This is a genomic window from Streptomyces sp. ICBB 8177, assembly GCF_003144095.1.
In the GTDB taxonomy this organism is placed as follows: domain Bacteria; phylum Actinomycetota; class Actinomycetes; order Streptomycetales; family Streptomycetaceae; genus Streptantibioticus_D.
In genome coordinates, this window is sequence record NZ_NSKH01000018.1 from 535,589 (window position 1) to 553,263 (window position 17,675).

Below are 17,675 nucleotides of genomic sequence, written 5' to 3' on the forward strand. Positions count from 1 at the left end.
CTATAGGCTGCTGTCATGTTGGATCTGCGTCATCTCCAGGTGCTGAGGGCGATCGCACGGGAGGGCTCGCTGGCCGGGGCGGCCCGCGCCCTGCACTACAGCCAGCCCACCGTCACCCACCACCTGGCCTCCCTGGAGTCCCACTTCTCGGCCCGGCTGGTTCGGCGCGGCTCGCGCGGTGCCACGCTGACCGAGGTGGGGGAGGCGCTGCTGCCGCACGCCGACGCCGTGCTGAGCCGGGTGCAACTGGCCGAGAAGGAGGTACGCGACCTGGTCGAGCACGGCACGCCCACGCTGCGGGTCGGCACCTTTCCCACGGCGGGCGCGCTGCTGCTCCCGCCCGCCGTGAAGACCCTGCGCGGCCAGGGCGTTGAGCTGTCGCTGACCGAGGGCGAACTCCCCGCGCTTCTGGACGGGCTGAGGTCCCGTCAGCTCCATCTCTCCCTGGTCTTCTCGCAACCCGGCGACCGGCTCGACCTGGAGGAGGACGTGGACGTCCACCCACTCCTCGACGACCCCCTGCTGCTCGCGCTGCCCGCCGACCACCCCTGCGCGGCGCGGGACCGCGTGCCGCTGGCCGCCTTGCGCGAGGAGGCCTGGATCGTCGGCACCACCGACTGGGACCCCTGCGACCGGCTGCTGACCTGGGCCTGCCGCCAGGTCGGTTACGAGCCGCTGCACGCGCTGCGCACCGACGACTACGGCGTCATCCAGGGCTTCGTCGCCGCAGGCGTCGGTGTCGCGCTCCTGCCCCGGCTGGCCCTCGGCTCGCCGCGTGACGACATAGCCGTCCGCCCGCTCGACGGACCACCGCTGGCCCGGCGGATCGCGGTCGCCATGCTGCGGTCGACCACGTCGCGCAGCGCCGCCGACCTGCTGGACGCCCTGCGTGCCCAGGCCGACCGCATCACGGCCGCCTGGGCACGCGAGACGGTCGCCCCACCACGGCCCGACGGCGCGTCAGGCGAGGCGTGACCAGCTCGAACGGCCGCAGCGGCAAGGGGACTTCACCGTTGCCTTTCACTGGCGCCGCACCACCACCGCCGAGTCGTCCACCGCGACCAGCGGCGCGACCCGCGCGTCTCCCGGCACTGCGCGCTCCGGCAGGTTGACGCGGTACCCCTCGCGTACGGCGTCCACGATCCGCGCCCCGGGGACCAGGGCGTGCCGGAAGCGGTGCGTGCCCTGGTCGGTGCGCGGATCGGGGAAGCGCGGCGCCCGCAGCAACGAGGCCCGCAGCGTGGTCGTGGTGCCCCCGGGCGGTGCTCCTTGATCCACGGAAGGGTGCTCACGGGACGTCGGCAGGACATACCACCCGTGTGATCCCACGGGAAGCCAAGTGCCGTGCGTCCTGCGCGAGTTCGGCCAGCACCGTGGTCGGCCGCAGGCCCGCCGCGGTCAGCCGGGCGAACGCCTCGAAGACCTCGCCGCCCGGCGCGCAGACCGACCGCTTCGTGGCGTCGGGCCCGACGTCGACCACCAGCGCGGTGGTCCGCGGGGCCGGACGGTGTTCGCGGCCCCGCCACCGCTCGACCAGCCCGGCCAGCGCCCGCCCGGCGGGCTTGACCTCGCGGTCGGTGGTGAGCAGGCCGAGGCCGTACTCCAGCTCGGGGAAGTCGGCGAGCGAGCGGTCCACGTCGTGCGAGCACCACCACGTCACCCCCCACACGTCCGCGCAGTCCAGCGCGGCCTGGACGGTCGCCGTGGTGAACTCGGCCGCCCGGCCGGCGGGGACGTGTGGCGCGGGCGCGCCGACCTCCTGCAACCACACCGGCCGGTGCGGTTCGAGCGCCCACGCCTTGGACAGCTCGATCAGGTAGGCGGCGTGGTGACGGGTGGCGGTGCCGTCGGGGCCGTGGCGTTGCGCGGTGCCGTTGAAGACCCAGGAGTGCACGGCGGTGGCCGCGCCCAGCCGTGCCGCCTGCGCCGGCGTGAAGGGGTGGTCGTCCTGGTACCAGGCGGCGTCGTACTCCGCGTGCAGGTGGAAGCGGCCCGGCGCGCCGGCCTCGCAGGCCTGGAGCATGCGGCGCAGCCAGCGCTCGGCCTGGACGGTGTCGATCCGGTCGGGGTCGGGGTGCGGGCCCGAGGAGAACTGGTTGACCTCGTTGCCGACCGTCATACCGAGGAAGTTGCGCTTGGCCGCCAGCGCCGAGGCGAGGGTGCGCAGCAACTCCTCCTCCGCGTCCACCACGTCGGGGTCGGTGAACATGTTGCGGCGGTGCCAGGTGCGGGTCCACGACGGCTGGAAGTCGAAGCTGGACAGGTGGCCCTGGAGCCCGTCCACCGCGACGTCGAGACCGCGTTCGCCCGCCGCGTCCACCAGCGCCAGCAGGTCTTCCACCGCGCGCGGCCGGATCAGGGCGCGGTTGGGCTGGAAGACCGGCCACAGGGGGAAGACCCGTAGGTGATCCAGGCCCAACGCGGCGATCGAGTCGAGGTCGGCGCGCACCTCGTCGATGTCGAAGTCGAGCCAGTGGTGGAACCAGCCGCGCGTGGGCGTGTAGTTGACGCCGAAGCGGGGGGATGTCATACGCCTCCTGTTCGGTTCGTACCGGCGGGCATCCACACCCAGATCAGGCCCATCACGACGACCGAACGGGAACAGGATGAAGACCGCCACCACCAGGACTCCCGGAGCCATGAACAGCCAGGGACTGGTGGGCAGTAGTTGCCTGCGGATGCCACGCGCTGGGGGCATGCGGTCACCTCGGTCTGCGGCGGCGAACGTCGGGCGCCGCCGGTGCGGCACCGCCGGTGTCGCACCGACAACCTGCCCCCACAGCTCGGGCGGTGTCAACGGATTCCCCGCAGCTGAAGGTGGCCCGCCCGGCGGGCACCTTGGGCGCCGAGTCGTTCTTCCTGCAACTGGTCTCCGGCATCCAGCAGGTGCTGGCGGAGCGTCAACTCGGCCTGCTCTTCCAGGTGGTGGAGGACGTGGAGGCCGAATGCGCCACCTAACGCCGCTGGTGGGCCGAACACCGGGTGGACGGCGTGCTGGTCGTCGATCCGCGCACCACCGACCCGCGGCCCGGGCTGCTGGACTCCCTCGGCCTGCCGACCGTCGTCACCGGCGGCACGGCCGACGTGGGCGCGTGGGATGCCACGGACGCCACTGACGGCGGTGACGCCATGGCCGCCTCCGGCCGGACCGCGTACCCCGTGACGTCCACCGTGTGGGCCGACGACGCCGGAGGCATGGCGTTTATCGCCGGGCATCTGCACGCCCTCGGCCACCGCCGCGTCGCGCACGTCGTGGGCCTGCCCGGGCCGGCCGCGCCGCTTGGCGGGGGAGCCGCCCGGGTGGCCCGGGTGCCCTCGCCCGAACTGGTCGTCCGCGAGAGCACCGCGCCCCCGCCGGGCCACTGACGCGCACGGGGACGGCGGGCGCCGGTCACGGACTCGTCAGCACGTCCGCCAGGTCGTAGCCCACCGGCTCCTCCAGCTGGGCGAAGGTGCAACTGGACGGCTCGCGGTCCGGGCGCCAGCGGCGGAAGCGCGCCGTGTGCCGGAACCGGGTGCCCTGCATGTGGTCGTACGCCACCTCGCACACCCGCTCCGGGCGCAACGGGATCCACGACAGGTCCTTGCGGCCGGTCCAGCGGCTCGGCGCGCCCGGCATCCGCCCGCCCGCGTGCGCCTCCTCGTCCGCCCACGCCTCCCACGGGTGCCCCGCCACCGACTCCATCCGCGACGGCTCCAGCTCGGTCACCAGCTCCTCGCGCCTGCGCATGGGGAAGGACGCGCTGACGCCCACGTGCTGGAGCCGGCCGGCCTCGTCGTACAGCCCCAGCAGCAGCGATCCCACCACCGGGCCGCTCTTGTGCAGCCGGTAGCCCGCGACGACGCAGTCCGCGGTGCGTTCGTGCTTGACCTTGACCATGACCCGCTCGTCCGGCCGGTACGCGCCGTCCAGCGGCTTGGCCACCACGCCGTCGAGCCCGGCCCCCTCGTACCGCCGGAACCACTCCTCGGCGACGGCCACGTCGGTCGTCGCGGGCGCCACGAAGACCGGATCGTGCGCTCCTGCCAGCGCCTCGACCAGCGCCGCCCTGCGCTCGCGCAGCGGACGCTCCAGCAGCGAGGCGTCACCGAGCGCCAGCAGGTCGAAGGCGACGAAGGACGCGGGCGTGCGCTCCGCCAGCGTCCGCACCCGCGAGTCGGCCGGGTGGATGCGCTCCAGCAGCGCCTCGAACTCCAGCCGCCCGCCCAGCGCGATCACGATCTCGCCGTCCACCACGCAGCGTCGCGGCAGCGCCCGCCGCAGCGCCTCGGCCAGTTCGGGGAAGTAGCGGGTCAGCGGTCTGCCGTTGCGGCTGCCGATCTCCACCTCGTCGCCGTCCCGGAAGACGATGGCACGGAAGCCGTCCCACTTGGCCTCGTACTGCATGCCCGGCGGGATGCGCGCCGCCGCCTTCGCCAGCATCGGCAGCACCGGCGGCATGACCGGAAGGTCCATGCCCCGATTGTGCGGCCGGCCGCCGGTGCCCGCCCGCCGGGAGGCGCCGCGCACGGGGCCGTCCTACCGTTGGGTCATGGCTGAGGCGATCGAGCTGACGGTCGGGGAACGCGTCGTGCGCCTGTCCAACCCGGGCAAGGTGTACTTCCCCGAGCCCGGCTTCACCAAGCTCGACGTCGCCCGGTACTACATCGCCGTCGCCGACGGTGTGCTGCGCGCGCTGCGCGACCGGCCGACGACGCTGGAGCGCTACCCGGACGGCGTCGGCGGCGAGTCGTTCTTCCAGAAGCGAGCCCCCAAGGGGCTGCCCGAGTGGATCCCCACCGGCCGCATCGCCTTCCCCTCCGGGCGCTTCGCCGACGAGATCTGCCCCACCGAGCCGGCCGCCGTGGTGTGGGCGGCCAACCTCGGCTGCCTGACCTTCCACCCCTGGCCGGTGCGCCGCCGGGACGTCGACCACCCCGACGAACTGCGCATCGACCTCGACCCGCAGCCCGGCACCGACTACGGCGACGCCGTGCGCGCCGCCGGTGAACTGCGCGGGCTGCTGGACGAGTTGGGGCTGCGCGGCTGGCCGAAGACCTCCGGCGGCCGGGGGCTGCACGTCTTCGTGCCGATCCGGCCGGAGTGGACCTTCACCCAGGTGCGGCGCGCGGCCATCGCGGTCGCGCGCGAACTGGAGCGCCGGATGCCGGAGCGGGTGACCACCTCGTGGTGGAAGGAGACCCGCGGCTCCAAGATCTTCGTCGACTACAACCAGACCGCGCGGGACCGCACCATCGCCTCCGCCTACTCCGTCCGGCCCCGCCCGCACGCCCCGGTCTCCGCGCCGCTGCGCTGGGAGGAGGTGCCGGACGCCCGCCCCCGCGACTTCGACCTGCGCACCATGCCGGAGCGGTACGCACGCCTCGGCGACGTCCACGCCGACATGGACGAGCACGCCTTCGGCCTGGAGGCGGCGCTGGAACTTGCCGCCCGCGACGAACGCGAACACGGGCTGGGCGACCTGCCCTATCCGCCCGACCACCCGAAGATGGCGGGCGAGCCGAAGCGCGTGCAGCCCAGCCGTGCCAAACACTGACCACCGCCGCGGACCGGCCGGGGCGCTCGACGCCTGGAGGACGCGCATGGCCGAACGGGCCGCCGTGCAGCGCAGGCTGCCACCGCTGCTGCTCACCAACCGCTCGCGGTGGCTCGTGACCTGCGCCTACCTGCTGATCGTGGCAGCGGTCGTCGCCGACGTGATCACCGGCCCGCGTTCGACCTTCTCGCCCCTGCTGGCCGCGGTGCCGGTGCTGGCGGCGACCTCCACCCGCAGGGCGTGGGTACCGCTGCTGAGCGGGGTGGCCGCGGTCGTGGTGGTGGGGGTGCTGGCGGCGCTCAACGGCGACGTGCCGACGGTGGTCCACGTGACCTCCGCCGTCACCGTGCTCGCGGTGACCTTCACCAGCACCGCCACCGTCGTGCTGGTGACCGCCCGCGAACGGGAGCTGGCCACCGTGCGGACGGTCGCCGAGGCCGCCCAGCAGGCGCTGCTGCGCCCGGTGCCGCCGCGCGTCGGCGGACTGCGGGTGGCGGTGCGTTACCTGGCGGCAGCCGCCGAGGCGAAGATCGGCGGGGATCTGTACGAGGTCGTGCGGACGCCGTTCGGCGTGCGGGTCCTCCTGGGCGACGTACGCGGCAACGGCCTGGCGGCGGTCAACACCGCGGCCGACGTGCTGGGCGTCTTCCGCGACGCGGCGCTGAGCGAACCCGATCTCGCGGACGTCGCGGGACGCCTCGACGCGGCGCTCGCGCGGCGGCCGGAGACCCGTGACCAGGCGACCGCCGAGTTCGTCACCGCAGTGCTGCTCACCTTCCCCGACGAGCGGCGGCCCGCCGAGATCGTCAACTGCGGCCACCCGCCGCCGCTGATCCGGCACGGCGGACGGGTGACCGAGGTGCGCCCGCCCGCGTACTGCCCGCCGCTGGCCCTGCTCGGCATGGTCGGCGGACGCTACCCGGTCAGCCCGCTGCGTCTGGACGGTGACGGGATGCTGTTGCTGTACACCGACGGGGTCTCCGAGGCGCGCGACGAACAGGGGCGCTTCTACCCGCTGGCCCCGCGGCTGGCGGGCATGGACGAGTCCGACCCCGACGCGCTCCTCGACCGTCTGCTGCGGGACGTGACGCGCTACGCGGGCGGCGGACTCGGCGACGACGCGGCGGTGCTCGCCGTGTGCCGGGAGCCGGCCCACCACGCGCCGTCCATCCTGCCCCGGCACGTCACGGGCCGCGCCCGCGACCAGGACTGAGGCCCGCCCTCAGCGTGCCGTCGCAGGCCCGGTGGACGTCACCGGGAGCCCGCCGGGGCGGCCGGGACCACCAGCGGGGTGCCGGTCTCCGGGTCCTCGATGACCCGGCACGGCAGGTCGAAGACGCGCTCCACCAGCTCCGCGGTCACCACGTCGCCGGGCGCGCCCTCGGCCACCACCTCGCCCGCTCGCATCGCGATGAGGTGGGTGGCGTACCGGGCCGCCTGGTTGAGGTCGTGCAGCACCGCGACCAGGGTGCGCTCCTGCTCCCGGTGCAGCCGGGCGCACAGGTCGAGCACCTCCACCTGGTGCGCGATGTCCAGGAACGTCGTCGGCTCGTCGAGCAGCAGCAGCGGTGTCTCCTGCGCGAGCGCGGTGGCCAGCCACACCCGCTGGCGCTGGCCGCCCGACAGCTCGTCCACGTAACGGCCGGCGAGACCGGCCACGCCGGTCGCCGCCATCGACTCGGCCACCACCCGCTCGTCCCGCTCCGACCACTGGCGCAGCAGCCGCTGGTGCGGATACCGGCCGCGGGCCACCAGGTCGGCGACCGTGATGCCCTCCGGCGCGGTGGAGCTCTGCGGCAGCAGGCCGAGGCGGCGGGCGACCAGCCGGGCCGGCAGCGAGGTGATGACCTCGCCGTCCAGGTGCACGGCCCCCCGCGAGGGCTTCAGCAGCCGGGCGAAGGCCCGCAACAGGGTCGACTTCCCACAGGCGTTGGGGCCCACGATGACGGTGAAGGACCGGTCGGGTATGGACACCGACAGCGCCTCGGAGATGACGCGGTCGCCGTAGCGCAGGGTCACCTCCCGTGCGGACAGCCGGGATTCGCCCGCGAAGGGCTCCTCGGCGGTCGTCGTGGGCGGAAGTCCGGTCGCGGTGTCCATAACGAGGGTTCCTTGTCCGTCCGTGCGTCTGCTGCGGTCGGCCGCCCGGAAGGGGGCCCGGCAAGGAAGTGTAGGCTAACCTAACTTGCACGGGGTGGGTCGTGTTGCTGTGCATCGCGCCGCCCCGACCCCACGGACCTGGAGGTACGCCCATGGCCGTCTCGGCCACCGCCACCCCGCTTCGAGCGGCCTTCCGCCTCTTCCCGGTCCGGGTGGAGCGGACCCGGCGGCTCACGCCGCACATGGTCCGCGTCACCTTCGCCGGTCCGTCCCTCGACGGGTTCCACAACGGCGGGTACGACCAGCGCGGGAAGGTGCTGCTGCCCAGGCCCGGGCAGCGGGAACCGGTGACGCCGCCGGACGCCGACACCCTCGGGTGGTACGAGGCGTGGAAGCGGATGCCGGCCGAGGACCGCCCGGTCATGCGGACGTACACCATTCGCGCGCAGCGTGCCGAACAGGCCGAAGTGGACATCGACTTCGCGCTCCATGGCACCCTCGGCCCCGCGTCGCGCTGGGCCGCCGAGTGCGCCCCCGGTGACCGCGTCCTGCTCTGCGGCCCGGCGCGGCCGGGTGCGGGCGGCGTCGACTTCCAGCCGCCCGCCGGAACCGGTCAGGTGCTGCTCGCGGGCGACGAGACCGCGCTGCCCGCCGTCGCCGCGATCCTGGATGCCCTGCCCGCCTCGCTGCCCGTCCGGGTCTTCGTCGAGGTCGCGGGGCCACGGGAGGAACAGCCGCTGTCCCGCGCGGCCGACGTGCGCTGGCTGCACCGCCACCACGGCTCGCCGGGCCTGCTGGAGGCGGTCCGCGGCGCCGAGCTGCCGCTTGACGCCCAGCCGTACGCCTGGCTCGCCGGAGAGGCCTCCGCCATCCGCGAGCTGCGCCGCCACCTGGTGGGCGAACGCGGGCTGGACAAGCGGTCGGTGTGCTTCAAGGGGTACTGGCGGGCGGGACTCACGGAGGACGATGCCTGACTTGCCGTCATGCTGCTTGCACAGCTGCTGATTTGGCCGCAGGTCGACGACCGGCGGTCGCCCCCGAACGCGGGGAGCGGCCGCCGGTCTCCGCGTCTCAGCCGCGCGCCCCCGACCACGCCTCCCACAGCGCCGCGTAGCGTCCGCCCGTGGCCACCAGTTCGTCGTGAGTGCCCTGTTCCACGATCCGGCCGCCCTCCATCATCAGGACCCGGTCGGCCCGTACCGCCTGCGTCAGCCGGTGGGCGACGACCAGCGCGGTGCGGCCCCGCAGGGCTCCTTCCGCCGCGGCCTCCAGAACCCGGGAGCCCGCGCTGCCCGCCTCCGCGGTCGCCTCGTCCAGCACCGCGACCGGCGGATCGGCCAACACCAGCCGCGCGAGCGCGAGTTGCTGCGCCCGCACCGGGGACAGGCGCATGCCGCCCTGCCCGACCCGGGTGCCGAGCCCCTCGGGCAGCTCCTCGGCCCAGGCCCGCGCGTCCACCGTCGCGAGCGCGTCCAGCAGTTCGGCGTCGGTGGCGTCCGGCCCGGCCAGCCGCAGGTCGTCACCGAGCGACCCGGCGAAGACGTGTGTCTCCTGGTTGACCAGCGCCACCGTCCGCCGTATCCGCCGCGCGGGCAGCTCGTCCTGCGGCACGCCACCCAGTCGCACCGTCCCCCCGGTAGGGCGGTGGACGCCCGCGACCAGCTTGGCCAGGGTGCTCTTGCCCGCGCCGGAGGTGCCGACCACGGCGACCCGCTCACCGGCGGCGATGTCGAGGTCGACCGGGCCCATCACCTGATGGCCCGTCACGTAGGCGTGGGTCACGCCGCGCAGCGACACCGCCGGCTGGGACGGCGCCATGGAGAGCGCGTCGGGCAGAGTCTCGTCGTCGTCACCGCCGTGCGCCCCACCGCCCTCCGGCATCCGGGCCAGTCCCACCACCCGTGCCGCCGCCGCGCCCGCCGACTGCACGTCGTCCAAGGAGGACAGCAGCCCGTTGAGGGGATCGAAGAGCCGCGCGAAGTACAGGGCGGCGGCGCTCGCCGTGCCCATGCCCACACCATCGTGCCGGGTGAGCGCGTAGCCGGCCACCAGCAGCGCGCTCAGGCCGGTCCACTCCGCGCCGTTGAGCTTGCCGAAGAAGCGGGTGCCGATGCGGGTGGACGCCAACGCCAGGTCGCGCACCTCGCGGGAGCGGTCCCCGGCGAGCGCCAGCCGCCGCGCGGTCAGCCGGAAGGCTCGCACGGTGCGGACGCCGTCCACCGACTCCAGGATGGTCTGGGCCTGCGCGCCCTGGGCCACCCGCTCGGCCCGCCGCACCGGCCGCGAGTGGCGCAGCAGCCACCTGACCGCGTACCACTGGAGCGGCACCACCAGCAGCGACGCCACGGCGAACCGCCAGTCGAGCAGTAGCAGCGCGACGAACGTCAGGGCGATCTGCAACGCGGCGTCCGCCAGTCGGGGCACCATCGCGCGCACCGCTTCTGCCAGGACCGAGACGTCGGCGCCGACCCGGGAGACCAGGTCCCCGGTGCCCGAGCGCTCCAGGAGCAGCGGGGTGGCCATCGCCCGCGACAGCGCGGTCTCCCGCAGGTCCGCGAGCATCTCCTCGCCGCCGCGCGCCACCAGGGCGTCGCCCCAGCCGCCCAGGACGGCCTGCGCGAGGCAGGCCACGGCGACGACGGCCACCGGCGTGGTCGCCGCGGAGACCTCGTGGCCGCCCGCCGTCACCAGGTCGACCACCCGGCCCAGCGCGCGGGGGATCGCCAGGCCCGCGAGGACGCCCGCGACCACCAGGGCCAGCGCGGCGAGCGGGACCCCGGGGCGCCTGCGTACCCGCTCCCACAGTTCGGCCCGCACCTCGGCGGAGGTGGCCGTGGGCAGCGACACCCGGTCGCTCACCGTCCCGTCGGCCCGTTCGGTCATGAGCGCGGTCATGCCATCACCGCCATGCGGTACGAGGAGTTGTCACGGGTCAGTTCGCTGTGGGTGCCCTCGGCCCGCACCTCGCCGTCGTGCAGGAGCACGACGCGGCCGCAGATCTGGAGCAGGATCGGGCTGGTGGTGACCAGCACGGTGGTGCGGCCCTCGCGCATCGTGCGCAGGCCCTCGGCGACCTTGGCCTCGGTCGCCGCGTCCACCGCGGTGGTCGGCTCGTGCAACACCAGCACCGGTGGATCGGCGGCCAACGCCCGTGCCAGCGCGACCCGTTGACGCTGACCGCCGGACAGGGAACGGCCGCGTTCACCGATCGCCGAGTCCGCGCCGTCCGGCAGCGCCTCGATCACCTGGTCGGCGTCGGCCGCGGCCAGGGCGGCGGCCACCCGCCCGGGGGGTGCGGTATCGGCGACGCTCGCCACGTTCTCCTCCACCGTGCCGTCGAACAGGTCGCCTTCGTGGTCGGCGACCACCAACGCGGCGCGCGCGTCGTCCAGTCGCAGCCTCGCCAGCGGCACGCCGTCCAACTCGACCCGGCCCGAATCCGGCCCGGCGCGCAGCGCCAGGACGTCCAGAAGCGCGGAGGCCTCGGCCGGTTCGGTGGCGGCGACGCCCAGCACGGTGCCCGCCGGAACGTGCAAGGACAGGGCCTTCAGCGGGCCGTGGGACAGCCCGACCAGCGTCAGTTCACCGGCGGCCGGGCCGGCGAGCGCGCGGTCGCCGCCGGTCACCGCGTACGGCGCGGCGAGCAGGTCCGCCAGCCGCTTGGCCGAACCCCGCGCCCGCGCCCGCAAGCTCATCGCACCGCCGAAGCGGCCGCTGGGCCCGACCAGGAACTGCGCGAGGCCGACGGATGCCACGAACTCGCCCACCGAGAGGGTCCCCTCGACCGCGAAGCGCGCGCCGACCAGCGTGACGACGGCCAGGAAGAGCCCGTTGAGCAGGAGCGTCACGCCCTCGTACCCGGCCTCCCAGCGGGCGGCGCGCACGGTCGCGGCGAGCGCGGCTCGGCTGGCCCGGCGGTAGCGGCGCGTTCCGGCCGGTTCCGCGCCGAGGCCCTTGAGCACGCGCAGCCCGCGCATCAGATCGGCGGCCGTGCCCGTGGCCCGCGCCACCTGCGCCTGTTCGGCGGCGCCGCGCGCGCTCAACGGCTTGGCCAGCGACTTCGTGGCCCACAGCAGCGGCACCAGGCCGGCCAGCACCAGCAGTCCCAACGGCACGGACGTCAGCAGCAGCGCCACGGCACCGAAGGCGAGCGCGGCGACCGCGCCGGCGCCCAGCACCCAGGAGCGGTTGCCGAGGGCGATGCGCAGGCTGTCGGCGGTGGCCGTGCTCAGCAGGGCACCGGAGTCCGCGGTGGGACCGGCGAAGCCGCGCGGGTCGAGGACGCGGGCGAGGGCGACCATCCGCAGGTCGTGCGCGGCGCCCTGGCTGCCGTGCCGGTTGCACCGCCCCCCCAGCCGCATCGCCACCGTCAGCACCAGGAAGAGCGCCGCCAGCAGCCCGATCCACAGCGCGAGGTCGGCGGGCCCGCCGCGCCGCACGGCGTGATCGACGACGGCGCCGATCATCACCGGTACGGCGGCTTCGCACATCTGGTGGATCGCGGTGAAGACCGCGGCGCCCACGATCCAGCGCCGCTGCCGGGCGTACGCCCAGCGCACGACGCCTTCCTCGGTGGGCTCGGGACCGGGCCCGGCGTCCCGGCGCGGAACGCTCCCGAGGCCCCGCCGCCGCTCCGGTATGCCCACCGGTTCCTGTTCCGCCTCGGCCGTGCCGGCTGTCATCCCACTCCTTGCCGCTTGGTCATCACATTCGGTCGGTCGTACGGCCTTGACATGCCAGATGATTGACGCTCCATCACATGGCTGGCACCGCTGTGCCCGTGGCCGGCGCGTCCGCCGAGGCCTTCACTTCCCACCGCGCCACTGCCGGGCCAGCAGGAACGCCAGATACACACCGCCGACCGCGCCGGTCGCCACCCCCACCGGGAGTTCCGAGGGAAACATCCGCTGCGCCGCCAGGTCGCTCACCGGGACCACCAGCGCGCCCGTCGCCGCCGCCGGACCCACGCCCACCCCAGGGGTCTTCGTCAGCCGCCGGGCGATCTGCGGCACCGCCAGCGCCACGAAGGTCACCGGCCCGGCCGCCGCGGTCGCCACCGCGACCAGCGCCACCGCCGACACCACCAGCGTCAGCCGGCCGCGCTCCACCCGCAGACCCAGGGCCCGCGCGGCGTCATCCCCCATCTCCAGCAGGTCCGCCTGCCGGCTGAGCAGCGCGGTGAGCGGCAACAGCACGGCCACCGCGATCGCGAGCGGCACCGCCTGCGCCCAGCCGCGCCCGTTCAGGCTTCCGGTGAGCCAGATCTGCGCGGTCACCGCGTCGTTGATCGAGGCCCGGGTCAGCATCCACTGGTCGAACGCGGTCAGCATGCCGGTGACGCCGATGCCGACCAGGATCAGCCGGAAGCCCCGCACCGCGCCGCCCCGCAGTGCCAGCAGGTACACCGCCGCGGCGGTGGCGAGACCGCCCGCCAGCGCGCCGGCGGAGACCGCGGGCGCGTCGCCGTGCGCCAGCACGATGACGGCCACCGCGCCGCACGCCGACCCGGTGCCAAAGCCGATGACGTCGGGACTGCCCAGCGGATTGCGGGTGACGCTCTGGAAGACCGCGCCCGAGGCGCCCAGCGCGGCGCCCACCAGGACGCCGGTCACCAGACGGGGGGCGCGCAGCGAGTCCACGACGAAGTGGGTGGCCTGGTCGCCGCCGCCCAGCAGGGCGCGTACCACGTCGGGAACGGGAATCGAGTAGTCGCCGGTGGCCAGGGTGTACAGGCCGACCGCGACCACGCCCGCCAGCAGCGCGGCGCACACGACGGCGCTGCGCACCCTGACCCGGACCGAGACCGCGTCGCCGATCCGCACTACCCGGAACGGCCTGAGCGCGACGGACGCGTCGCCTTCGCCCGCGGCACGCGAAGGGGCCGGATCCCGCACGGTGGAGGTGGAGTTCACAGCTGGGAGATCCTTCCGCCACGGGCCAGCGCGATGAAGACGGGGGCGCCGAGGAAGGCCGTGACGATGCCCACCTCCACCTCGCCCGGCCGGGCCACCACCCTCCCCAGCACGTCGGAGCCCACCAGCAACGCCGGGGCCAGCACCGCCGAGTACGGCAGCACCCAGCGCTGGTCCGGGCCGGTGAGGAAGCGCGCGAGGTGCGGGACGACCAGACCGACGAAGCCGATCGGCCCGACCGCGGCGGTCGCCGCCCCGCACAGCAGCGTGACCGCCAGCGCACCCAGCGCCCGGGTGCGACCGGGGCGCACGCCCAGCGCGCGGCCCGAATCCTCGCCCAGCGCCAGCGCGTTGAGCGATCGGCCCAGCCCCAGCGCCAACACCGCACCCACCGTGACGAACGGCATGACCTGCCAGATCACCGAGGCGTCGCGGCCCACCACCGAGCCCACGTTCCAGTAGCGGAACTGGTCGAAGGCGTCCGGCTTCAGCAGCAGCACCGCCGAGGTGAACGCGGTCAGCGCGGCGGTCACCGCTGTCCCGGCCAGCGCGAGCCGGACCGGCGTCGCGGCCGTGCGCCCCGCCGAGCCGAGCGCGTAGACCACGACCGAGACCAGCGCGGCCCCCGCGAAGGCGAACCAGACATACGACAGCGTGCCGTTCAGGCCGAGGAAGCCGACGGCCACCGCGACCGCCGCCGAGGCGCCGGAGTTGACGCCGAGGATGCCGGGGTCGGCCAGGGGGTTGCGGGTCAGCGCCTGCATCAGCGCGCCGGCCAGCCCCAGCGCCACGCCGACCTCCAGTCCCAACGCCGTTCTGGGAAAGCGCTGCTGACGTACCACCAGCTCTTCGTCGCTGCCGTCGAAGTGGAAGAGCGCGTCGAAGGCGCTGTGCGGCGGGATCGACTTGGCACCGATCGCCAGGCTCAGCAGCAGGACCACGGCGAGCACCCCGAGGCAGGCGATCAGGCCGAGCGCCCGGCCGGTGGTGGAACGGCGCCACACCGGGCCGGCCGGTGCGCCGGGGGACGCAACGGGGCGGGTCTCGGATGCGGTGGACCGACGTATCTCGGATGCGGTGGACTGGGGCACGGGAAGTGAGGTTAGCCTAACCTTTGTCGTGCCAGCAATGAGCGGTCGCGCCGGCAATGAGCGCGGCGCTCTTCGTGCTGCCCGCAGTACCCCCGAAAGGATCACCACCGTCATGAACGCACCCTCGCGACCACGCCGCCGTCACGCGCCGGCCATGGGCGCCTGCCTGCTGGCCGCCGCCCTGACGCTCACCGCCTGCGGGGGCGGCGCATCGGACAGGTCGTCGGACGCTTCGCGCGGTGGCGGGCCGTCTATGAAGACCGACCCTGGCGCGTTCCCGGTGACGGTGAAGACCGCCTTCGGTTCGGCCACCGTCACGTCCGCCCCCAAGCGGGTCGTCGCCCTCGGCTGGAGCGACCAGGACGCGGCGCTCGCGCTCGGCGTCAAGCCGGTGGCGATCGTCAAGACCGAGGAGGGCTTCAAGAACGGCGTCGGGCCGTGGGCCGAGAGCGCGCTCGGCGGTTCCCGGCCGGAGGTGCTGGACACCACGGACGGCTACCCGGTCGAGAAGATCGCCGCTCTCCACCCGGACCTCATCCTCGCCGTGCAGTCCGGCATCACCGCATCCGACTACGCCAAGCTCTCGCAGATAGCCCCGACCGTGGCCTACCTGTCCGGGCGTAAGCCGTACGGCACCCCGTGGCAGGAGCAGACCGACCTGATCGGCAAGGTGCTCGGCCGCCGGAAGGAGGCCGACCAGGCCGTCGCGAACGTGGAGAAGGGGCTCAAGCGGGACGCCGCCAAGTACCCCTCGCTGAACGGCAAGAGCTTCGTCTACGCCTTCCCGCAGCCCGCCAACGGCCGCGTCGTGCTCTACACCGACGACCGCACGAAGGTGCTGGAGAAGGTCGGCCTCACGATCGACCCGGTGGTGGCCAAGGCCGCGAAGATGAACAGCTTCGCCAACTCACTCAGCATGGAACACCTCGACGAGCTGACCTCCGACGCGCTGCTGGTCTGGTACAACACCCCGCAGGACCAGAAGCGGTTGGAGTCCGACGCGGTCTTCAAGAAGCTGCCCGCGGTGCGGAGGAAGGCCTACGTGGCGGTGGACCGCACGCTCGCCCAGGCGTCCGGCGCGCCGAGCGTGCTGAGCGTCCCGTGGGAGATGGACAAGCTCCTGCCGCCGCTGGCGCAGGCGCTGAAGTAGCCCGCGCGGCCCGCCCCGCCTCCTGACGCGAGGGGATTCCGTCCGGGCCCCCCGAAGGACCGCACGCCATGCCGTGGTGACGGCGTGCGGTCCTTCGGCATGCCCGATCGCCGCCGCACGGACCGCCGTTGAAGGCCGTGCGACCGGTTTCGCGTCATTGCGAGCGCACTTGACTCAAGCTGTTAAGTAAGGGAAGGCTTACCTAACTAAGATTTTGCTACGGACCCGCGGGCGTTCCACCCGTCCATGCCCCGCGGGCCGCACCCGATTCGGAGGAACGCCATGCCGCTCGACCACGCGGAGACACTCGCCGGGCTGGACCACGAGGACGCCAACAGCATCGTCAAGGCGTTCGCCGCCAACACCGCGTTCCGGGCCGCCGAGTGGGAGGAACTCACCACCGAGGAGAACCCGTTCCGCCGCCCGGTGCGCCCCGACGACCTCGCGTGGCTCGACTACGGCAAGCCGATGCCGTCCGCCAAGGCCCTCAAGCTCAGTGCCCTGCTCGGACACCGGATGCTCCGCAACGTCTACGACAGCGGCCTGCTCTACCTGCCGCCGACCGCGGGCGACGCCGCGGCCTCGGACGGCGCCGCGTTCTACAACGACCGCAACCGCATACTGAGCGCGCTCGCCCAGCCGATCCTGGAACAGCACCTGTTCACTCTCCTCGACGGCGAGCGCAAGCCGCTCGGCAGCGCCGACCCCGAGGCGCTCAAGCGCGAGGTGCGCGAACACCACCGCCGGCGCCAGGCCGAGCCCGGCAAGGCCTTCACCACCGCGCTGTCCACCAAGGACCGCAAGGCGTCCGCCACCTTCGTCATGCTTCAGCTCAGCGCCTACCTGCCGGCCGCGAAGGCCGCCGCGGGCCGCGCCGCACTCGGCGAGTACGACGTCACCCACCCCGGGGGCCGCACCTACCTGCTGGACGAGTACCGCACCTGGGCCGGACTGCACGACAGCTACCGCTCGCTGCTGGACGGCGCGGGCCTGAAGCCCACCGCCGCCGCCTACTGGCAGCTGTACCTCGGCACCTCGCTGGCGCGCGGCAACCACCTGCACTGGCTGTCGCACCACCGCGAGAAGTACCCGGAGTTCCTCGGCGCGCTGGTGCACCACAAGATCGACGAGGCCGCGACCTCGGCGCGCTACGCCGAGGTCTTCGAGGACGGACTCGGCCTGCGCAGCGGTCTGTTCGGCCACTTCCACATCGACTCCGAGGACCATCTCGACGCACTCGTCGACCGGCTGATCGCGCCCCTGCACCGCACCTTCGGCGCCGAGGTCGTCGAGCGCTTCCACAACGGCTTCGCCGACGCCCGCTGGTTCGCGGCGCTGTGGGACGACGACCTCGCGCAGCAGCTCGCCTGGGCCGACGACATCCCGGCGCACCAGGCCAAGGCCGAGCGCATCAACACCTACATCCAGGACAACGGCGTCACCGTGGACCTGGACACCTTCGTGGAGAGTCACGAGGAGACCTCCACCACGCACGTGCACAACGAGCACCGGCTGGTGATGGTCGAGCGCGGCCAGATGCACTTCTGGAACAACGTGACCCACAAGATCGACCTCGAAGAGGGCGACAAGGTGCTGATCCCGGTCTCCCGCCTGCACGGCTCCACGGTGCTGTCCGGCGAGTGCACCTACCACCAGCCGATCATCCCCGAGGAGATGTACCAGCGGTTCTGAGCACCGCCCCGGCACCGGCCGGGCCGCCCCCGCGCGAGCGGCGCCCGGCCGGTCAGCCGTGAGACCGCCACGGCGGGCCGATACCTGCTCGTCACATGACGTCACGTCATCACCCCTGTGCAGCAGACCAGTTGAGTCACTGAGGACCGCGGGGCGCACGCCATCGCCCCGCGGCCTTCTCCGGGACGGAGTT

General features: G+C 73.9%; 13 protein-coding genes and 2 pseudogenes. 7 read left to right on the plus strand and 8 right to left on the minus strand.

The annotated features are described in order from the left end of the window. Window positions 1–15 precede the first annotated feature (15 nt). Window positions 16–975, plus strand: a complete 960-nt coding sequence (locus CK485_RS10740) for a LysR substrate-binding domain-containing protein (RefSeq protein ID WP_109449401.1) — start codon at window positions 16–18, stop codon at window positions 973–975. Here the strand turns inward: CK485_RS10740 and CK485_RS10745 are convergent. Next, window positions 908–1,254, minus strand: a pseudogene (locus tag CK485_RS10745) (hypothetical protein); the annotation flags it as partial. The gene CK485_RS10740 and the pseudogene CK485_RS10745 sit on opposite strands and share 68 nt — an antisense overlap. Window positions 1,255–1,288: 34 nt before the next feature. Further along, entirely contained in the window at window positions 1,289–2,530 is a 1,242-nt protein-coding gene (locus tag CK485_RS10750) for a glycosyl hydrolase (RefSeq protein ID WP_109449403.1), read from the minus strand. A gap of 287 nt (window positions 2,531–2,817) precedes the next feature. On the opposite strand from CK485_RS10750, the pseudogene CK485_RS10755 reads away from it, so the two are divergent. Continuing rightward, window positions 2,818–3,273 (plus strand): annotated as a pseudogene (locus CK485_RS10755) (hypothetical protein); the annotation flags it as partial. A gap of 118 nt (window positions 3,274–3,391) precedes the next feature. Here CK485_RS10755 and CK485_RS10760 read toward each other — a convergent pair. Beyond that, complete coding sequence (locus CK485_RS10760) at window positions 3,392–4,456, minus strand: ATP-dependent DNA ligase (protein ID WP_109452763.1); 1,065 nt, start codon at window positions 4,454–4,456, stop codon at window positions 3,392–3,394. Between the two features lie 76 nt (window positions 4,457–4,532). Here CK485_RS10760 and ligD point away from each other — a divergent pair, with 76 nt between their 5' ends. After that, window positions 4,533–5,537, plus strand: coding sequence for a non-homologous end-joining DNA ligase (gene ligD, locus CK485_RS10765; protein ID WP_109449405.1), 1,005 nt, complete (start codon window positions 4,533–4,535; stop codon window positions 5,535–5,537). Window positions 5,538–5,583: 46 nt separating this feature from the next. Further along, window positions 5,584–6,750, plus strand: coding sequence for a PP2C family protein-serine/threonine phosphatase (locus tag CK485_RS10770; RefSeq protein WP_109449413.1), 1,167 nt, complete (start codon window positions 5,584–5,586; stop codon window positions 6,748–6,750). Between the two features lie 38 nt (window positions 6,751–6,788). On the opposite strand, the gene CK485_RS10775 is transcribed toward CK485_RS10770, so the two are convergent. Continuing rightward, a complete protein-coding gene (locus CK485_RS10775; protein WP_109449415.1) occupies window positions 6,789–7,637 on the minus strand; it encodes an ABC transporter ATP-binding protein in 849 nt (282 codons plus the stop codon). 152 nt (window positions 7,638–7,789) lie between these two features. Here CK485_RS10775 and CK485_RS10780 point away from each other — a divergent pair, with 152 nt between their 5' ends. Beyond that, a complete protein-coding gene (locus CK485_RS10780; protein WP_109449417.1) occupies window positions 7,790–8,611 on the plus strand; it encodes a siderophore-interacting protein in 822 nt (273 codons plus the stop codon). A 97-nt stretch (window positions 8,612–8,708) separates the two neighbouring features. Here CK485_RS10780 and CK485_RS10785 read toward each other — a convergent pair whose 3' ends face one another. From CK485_RS10785 to CK485_RS10800, 4 genes are all read right to left on the minus strand, one after another. Continuing rightward, entirely contained in the window at window positions 8,709–10,532 is a 1,824-nt protein-coding gene (locus CK485_RS10785; RefSeq protein WP_241968273.1) for an ABC transporter ATP-binding protein, read from the minus strand. After that, window positions 10,529–12,319: an ABC transporter ATP-binding protein gene (locus CK485_RS10790; protein WP_109449423.1), complete on the minus strand. Its 1,791-nt coding sequence runs from the start codon at window positions 12,317–12,319 to the stop codon at window positions 10,529–10,531. Before CK485_RS10790 ends, CK485_RS10785 begins: the two co-directional genes overlap by 4 nt. 123 nt (window positions 12,320–12,442) lie before the next feature. Next, window positions 12,443–13,549, minus strand: a complete 1,107-nt coding sequence (locus CK485_RS10795; protein ID WP_241968274.1) for an iron chelate uptake ABC transporter family permease subunit — start codon at window positions 13,547–13,549, stop codon at window positions 12,443–12,445. Further along, window positions 13,546–14,553 carry an iron chelate uptake ABC transporter family permease subunit gene (locus CK485_RS10800; RefSeq protein WP_241968436.1) on the minus strand — a complete coding sequence of 336 codons (1,008 nt, stop codon included), beginning with the start codon at window positions 14,551–14,553 and terminating at the stop codon, window positions 13,546–13,548. Before CK485_RS10800 ends, CK485_RS10795 begins: the two co-directional genes overlap by 4 nt. 340 nt (window positions 14,554–14,893) lie before the next feature. On the opposite strand from CK485_RS10800, the gene CK485_RS10805 reads away from it, so the two are divergent. Further along, window positions 14,894–15,790 carry an iron-siderophore ABC transporter substrate-binding protein gene (locus CK485_RS10805; protein WP_158288201.1) on the plus strand — a complete coding sequence of 299 codons (897 nt, stop codon included), beginning with the start codon at window positions 14,894–14,896 and terminating at the stop codon, window positions 15,788–15,790. A gap of 282 nt (window positions 15,791–16,072) precedes the next feature. Continuing rightward, window positions 16,073–17,482 carry a peptide synthetase gene (locus CK485_RS10810; RefSeq protein ID WP_109449429.1) on the plus strand — a complete coding sequence of 470 codons (1,410 nt, stop codon included), beginning with the start codon at window positions 16,073–16,075 and terminating at the stop codon, window positions 17,480–17,482. The last annotated feature ends 193 nt before the right edge of the window (window positions 17,483–17,675 follow it).

Coding starts and splice junctions, on each gene's coding strand:
- CK485_RS10780 (WP_109449417.1), top strand. CDS start 7,790: ATGGCCGTCTCGGCCACCGCCACCCCGCTTCGAGCGGCCTTCCGCCTC.
- CK485_RS10810 (WP_109449429.1), top strand. CDS start 16,073: ATGCCGCTCGACCACGCGGAGACACTCGCCGGGCTGGACCACGAGGAC.
- CK485_RS10740 (WP_109449401.1), top strand. CDS start 16: ATGTTGGATCTGCGTCATCTCCAGGTGCTGAGGGCGATCGCACGGGAG.
- CK485_RS10775 (WP_109449415.1), bottom strand. CDS start 7,637: ATGGACACCGCGACCGGACTTCCGCCCACGACGACCGCCGAGGAGCCC.
- CK485_RS10760 (WP_109452763.1), bottom strand. CDS start 4,456: ATGGACCTTCCGGTCATGCCGCCGGTGCTGCCGATGCTGGCGAAGGCG.
- CK485_RS10770 (WP_109449413.1), top strand. CDS start 5,584: ATGGCCGAACGGGCCGCCGTGCAGCGCAGGCTGCCACCGCTGCTGCTC.
- ligD (WP_109449405.1), top strand. CDS start 4,533: ATGGCTGAGGCGATCGAGCTGACGGTCGGGGAACGCGTCGTGCGCCTG.
- CK485_RS10750 (WP_109449403.1), bottom strand. CDS start 2,530: ATGACATCCCCCCGCTTCGGCGTCAACTACACGCCCACGCGCGGCTGG.
- CK485_RS10785 (WP_241968273.1), bottom strand. CDS start 10,532: ATGACCGCGCTCATGACCGAACGGGCCGACGGGACGGTGAGCGACCGG.
- CK485_RS10805 (WP_158288201.1), top strand. CDS start 14,894: ATGAAGACCGACCCTGGCGCGTTCCCGGTGACGGTGAAGACCGCCTTC.
- CK485_RS10790 (WP_109449423.1), bottom strand. CDS start 12,319: ATGACAGCCGGCACGGCCGAGGCGGAACAGGAACCGGTGGGCATACCG.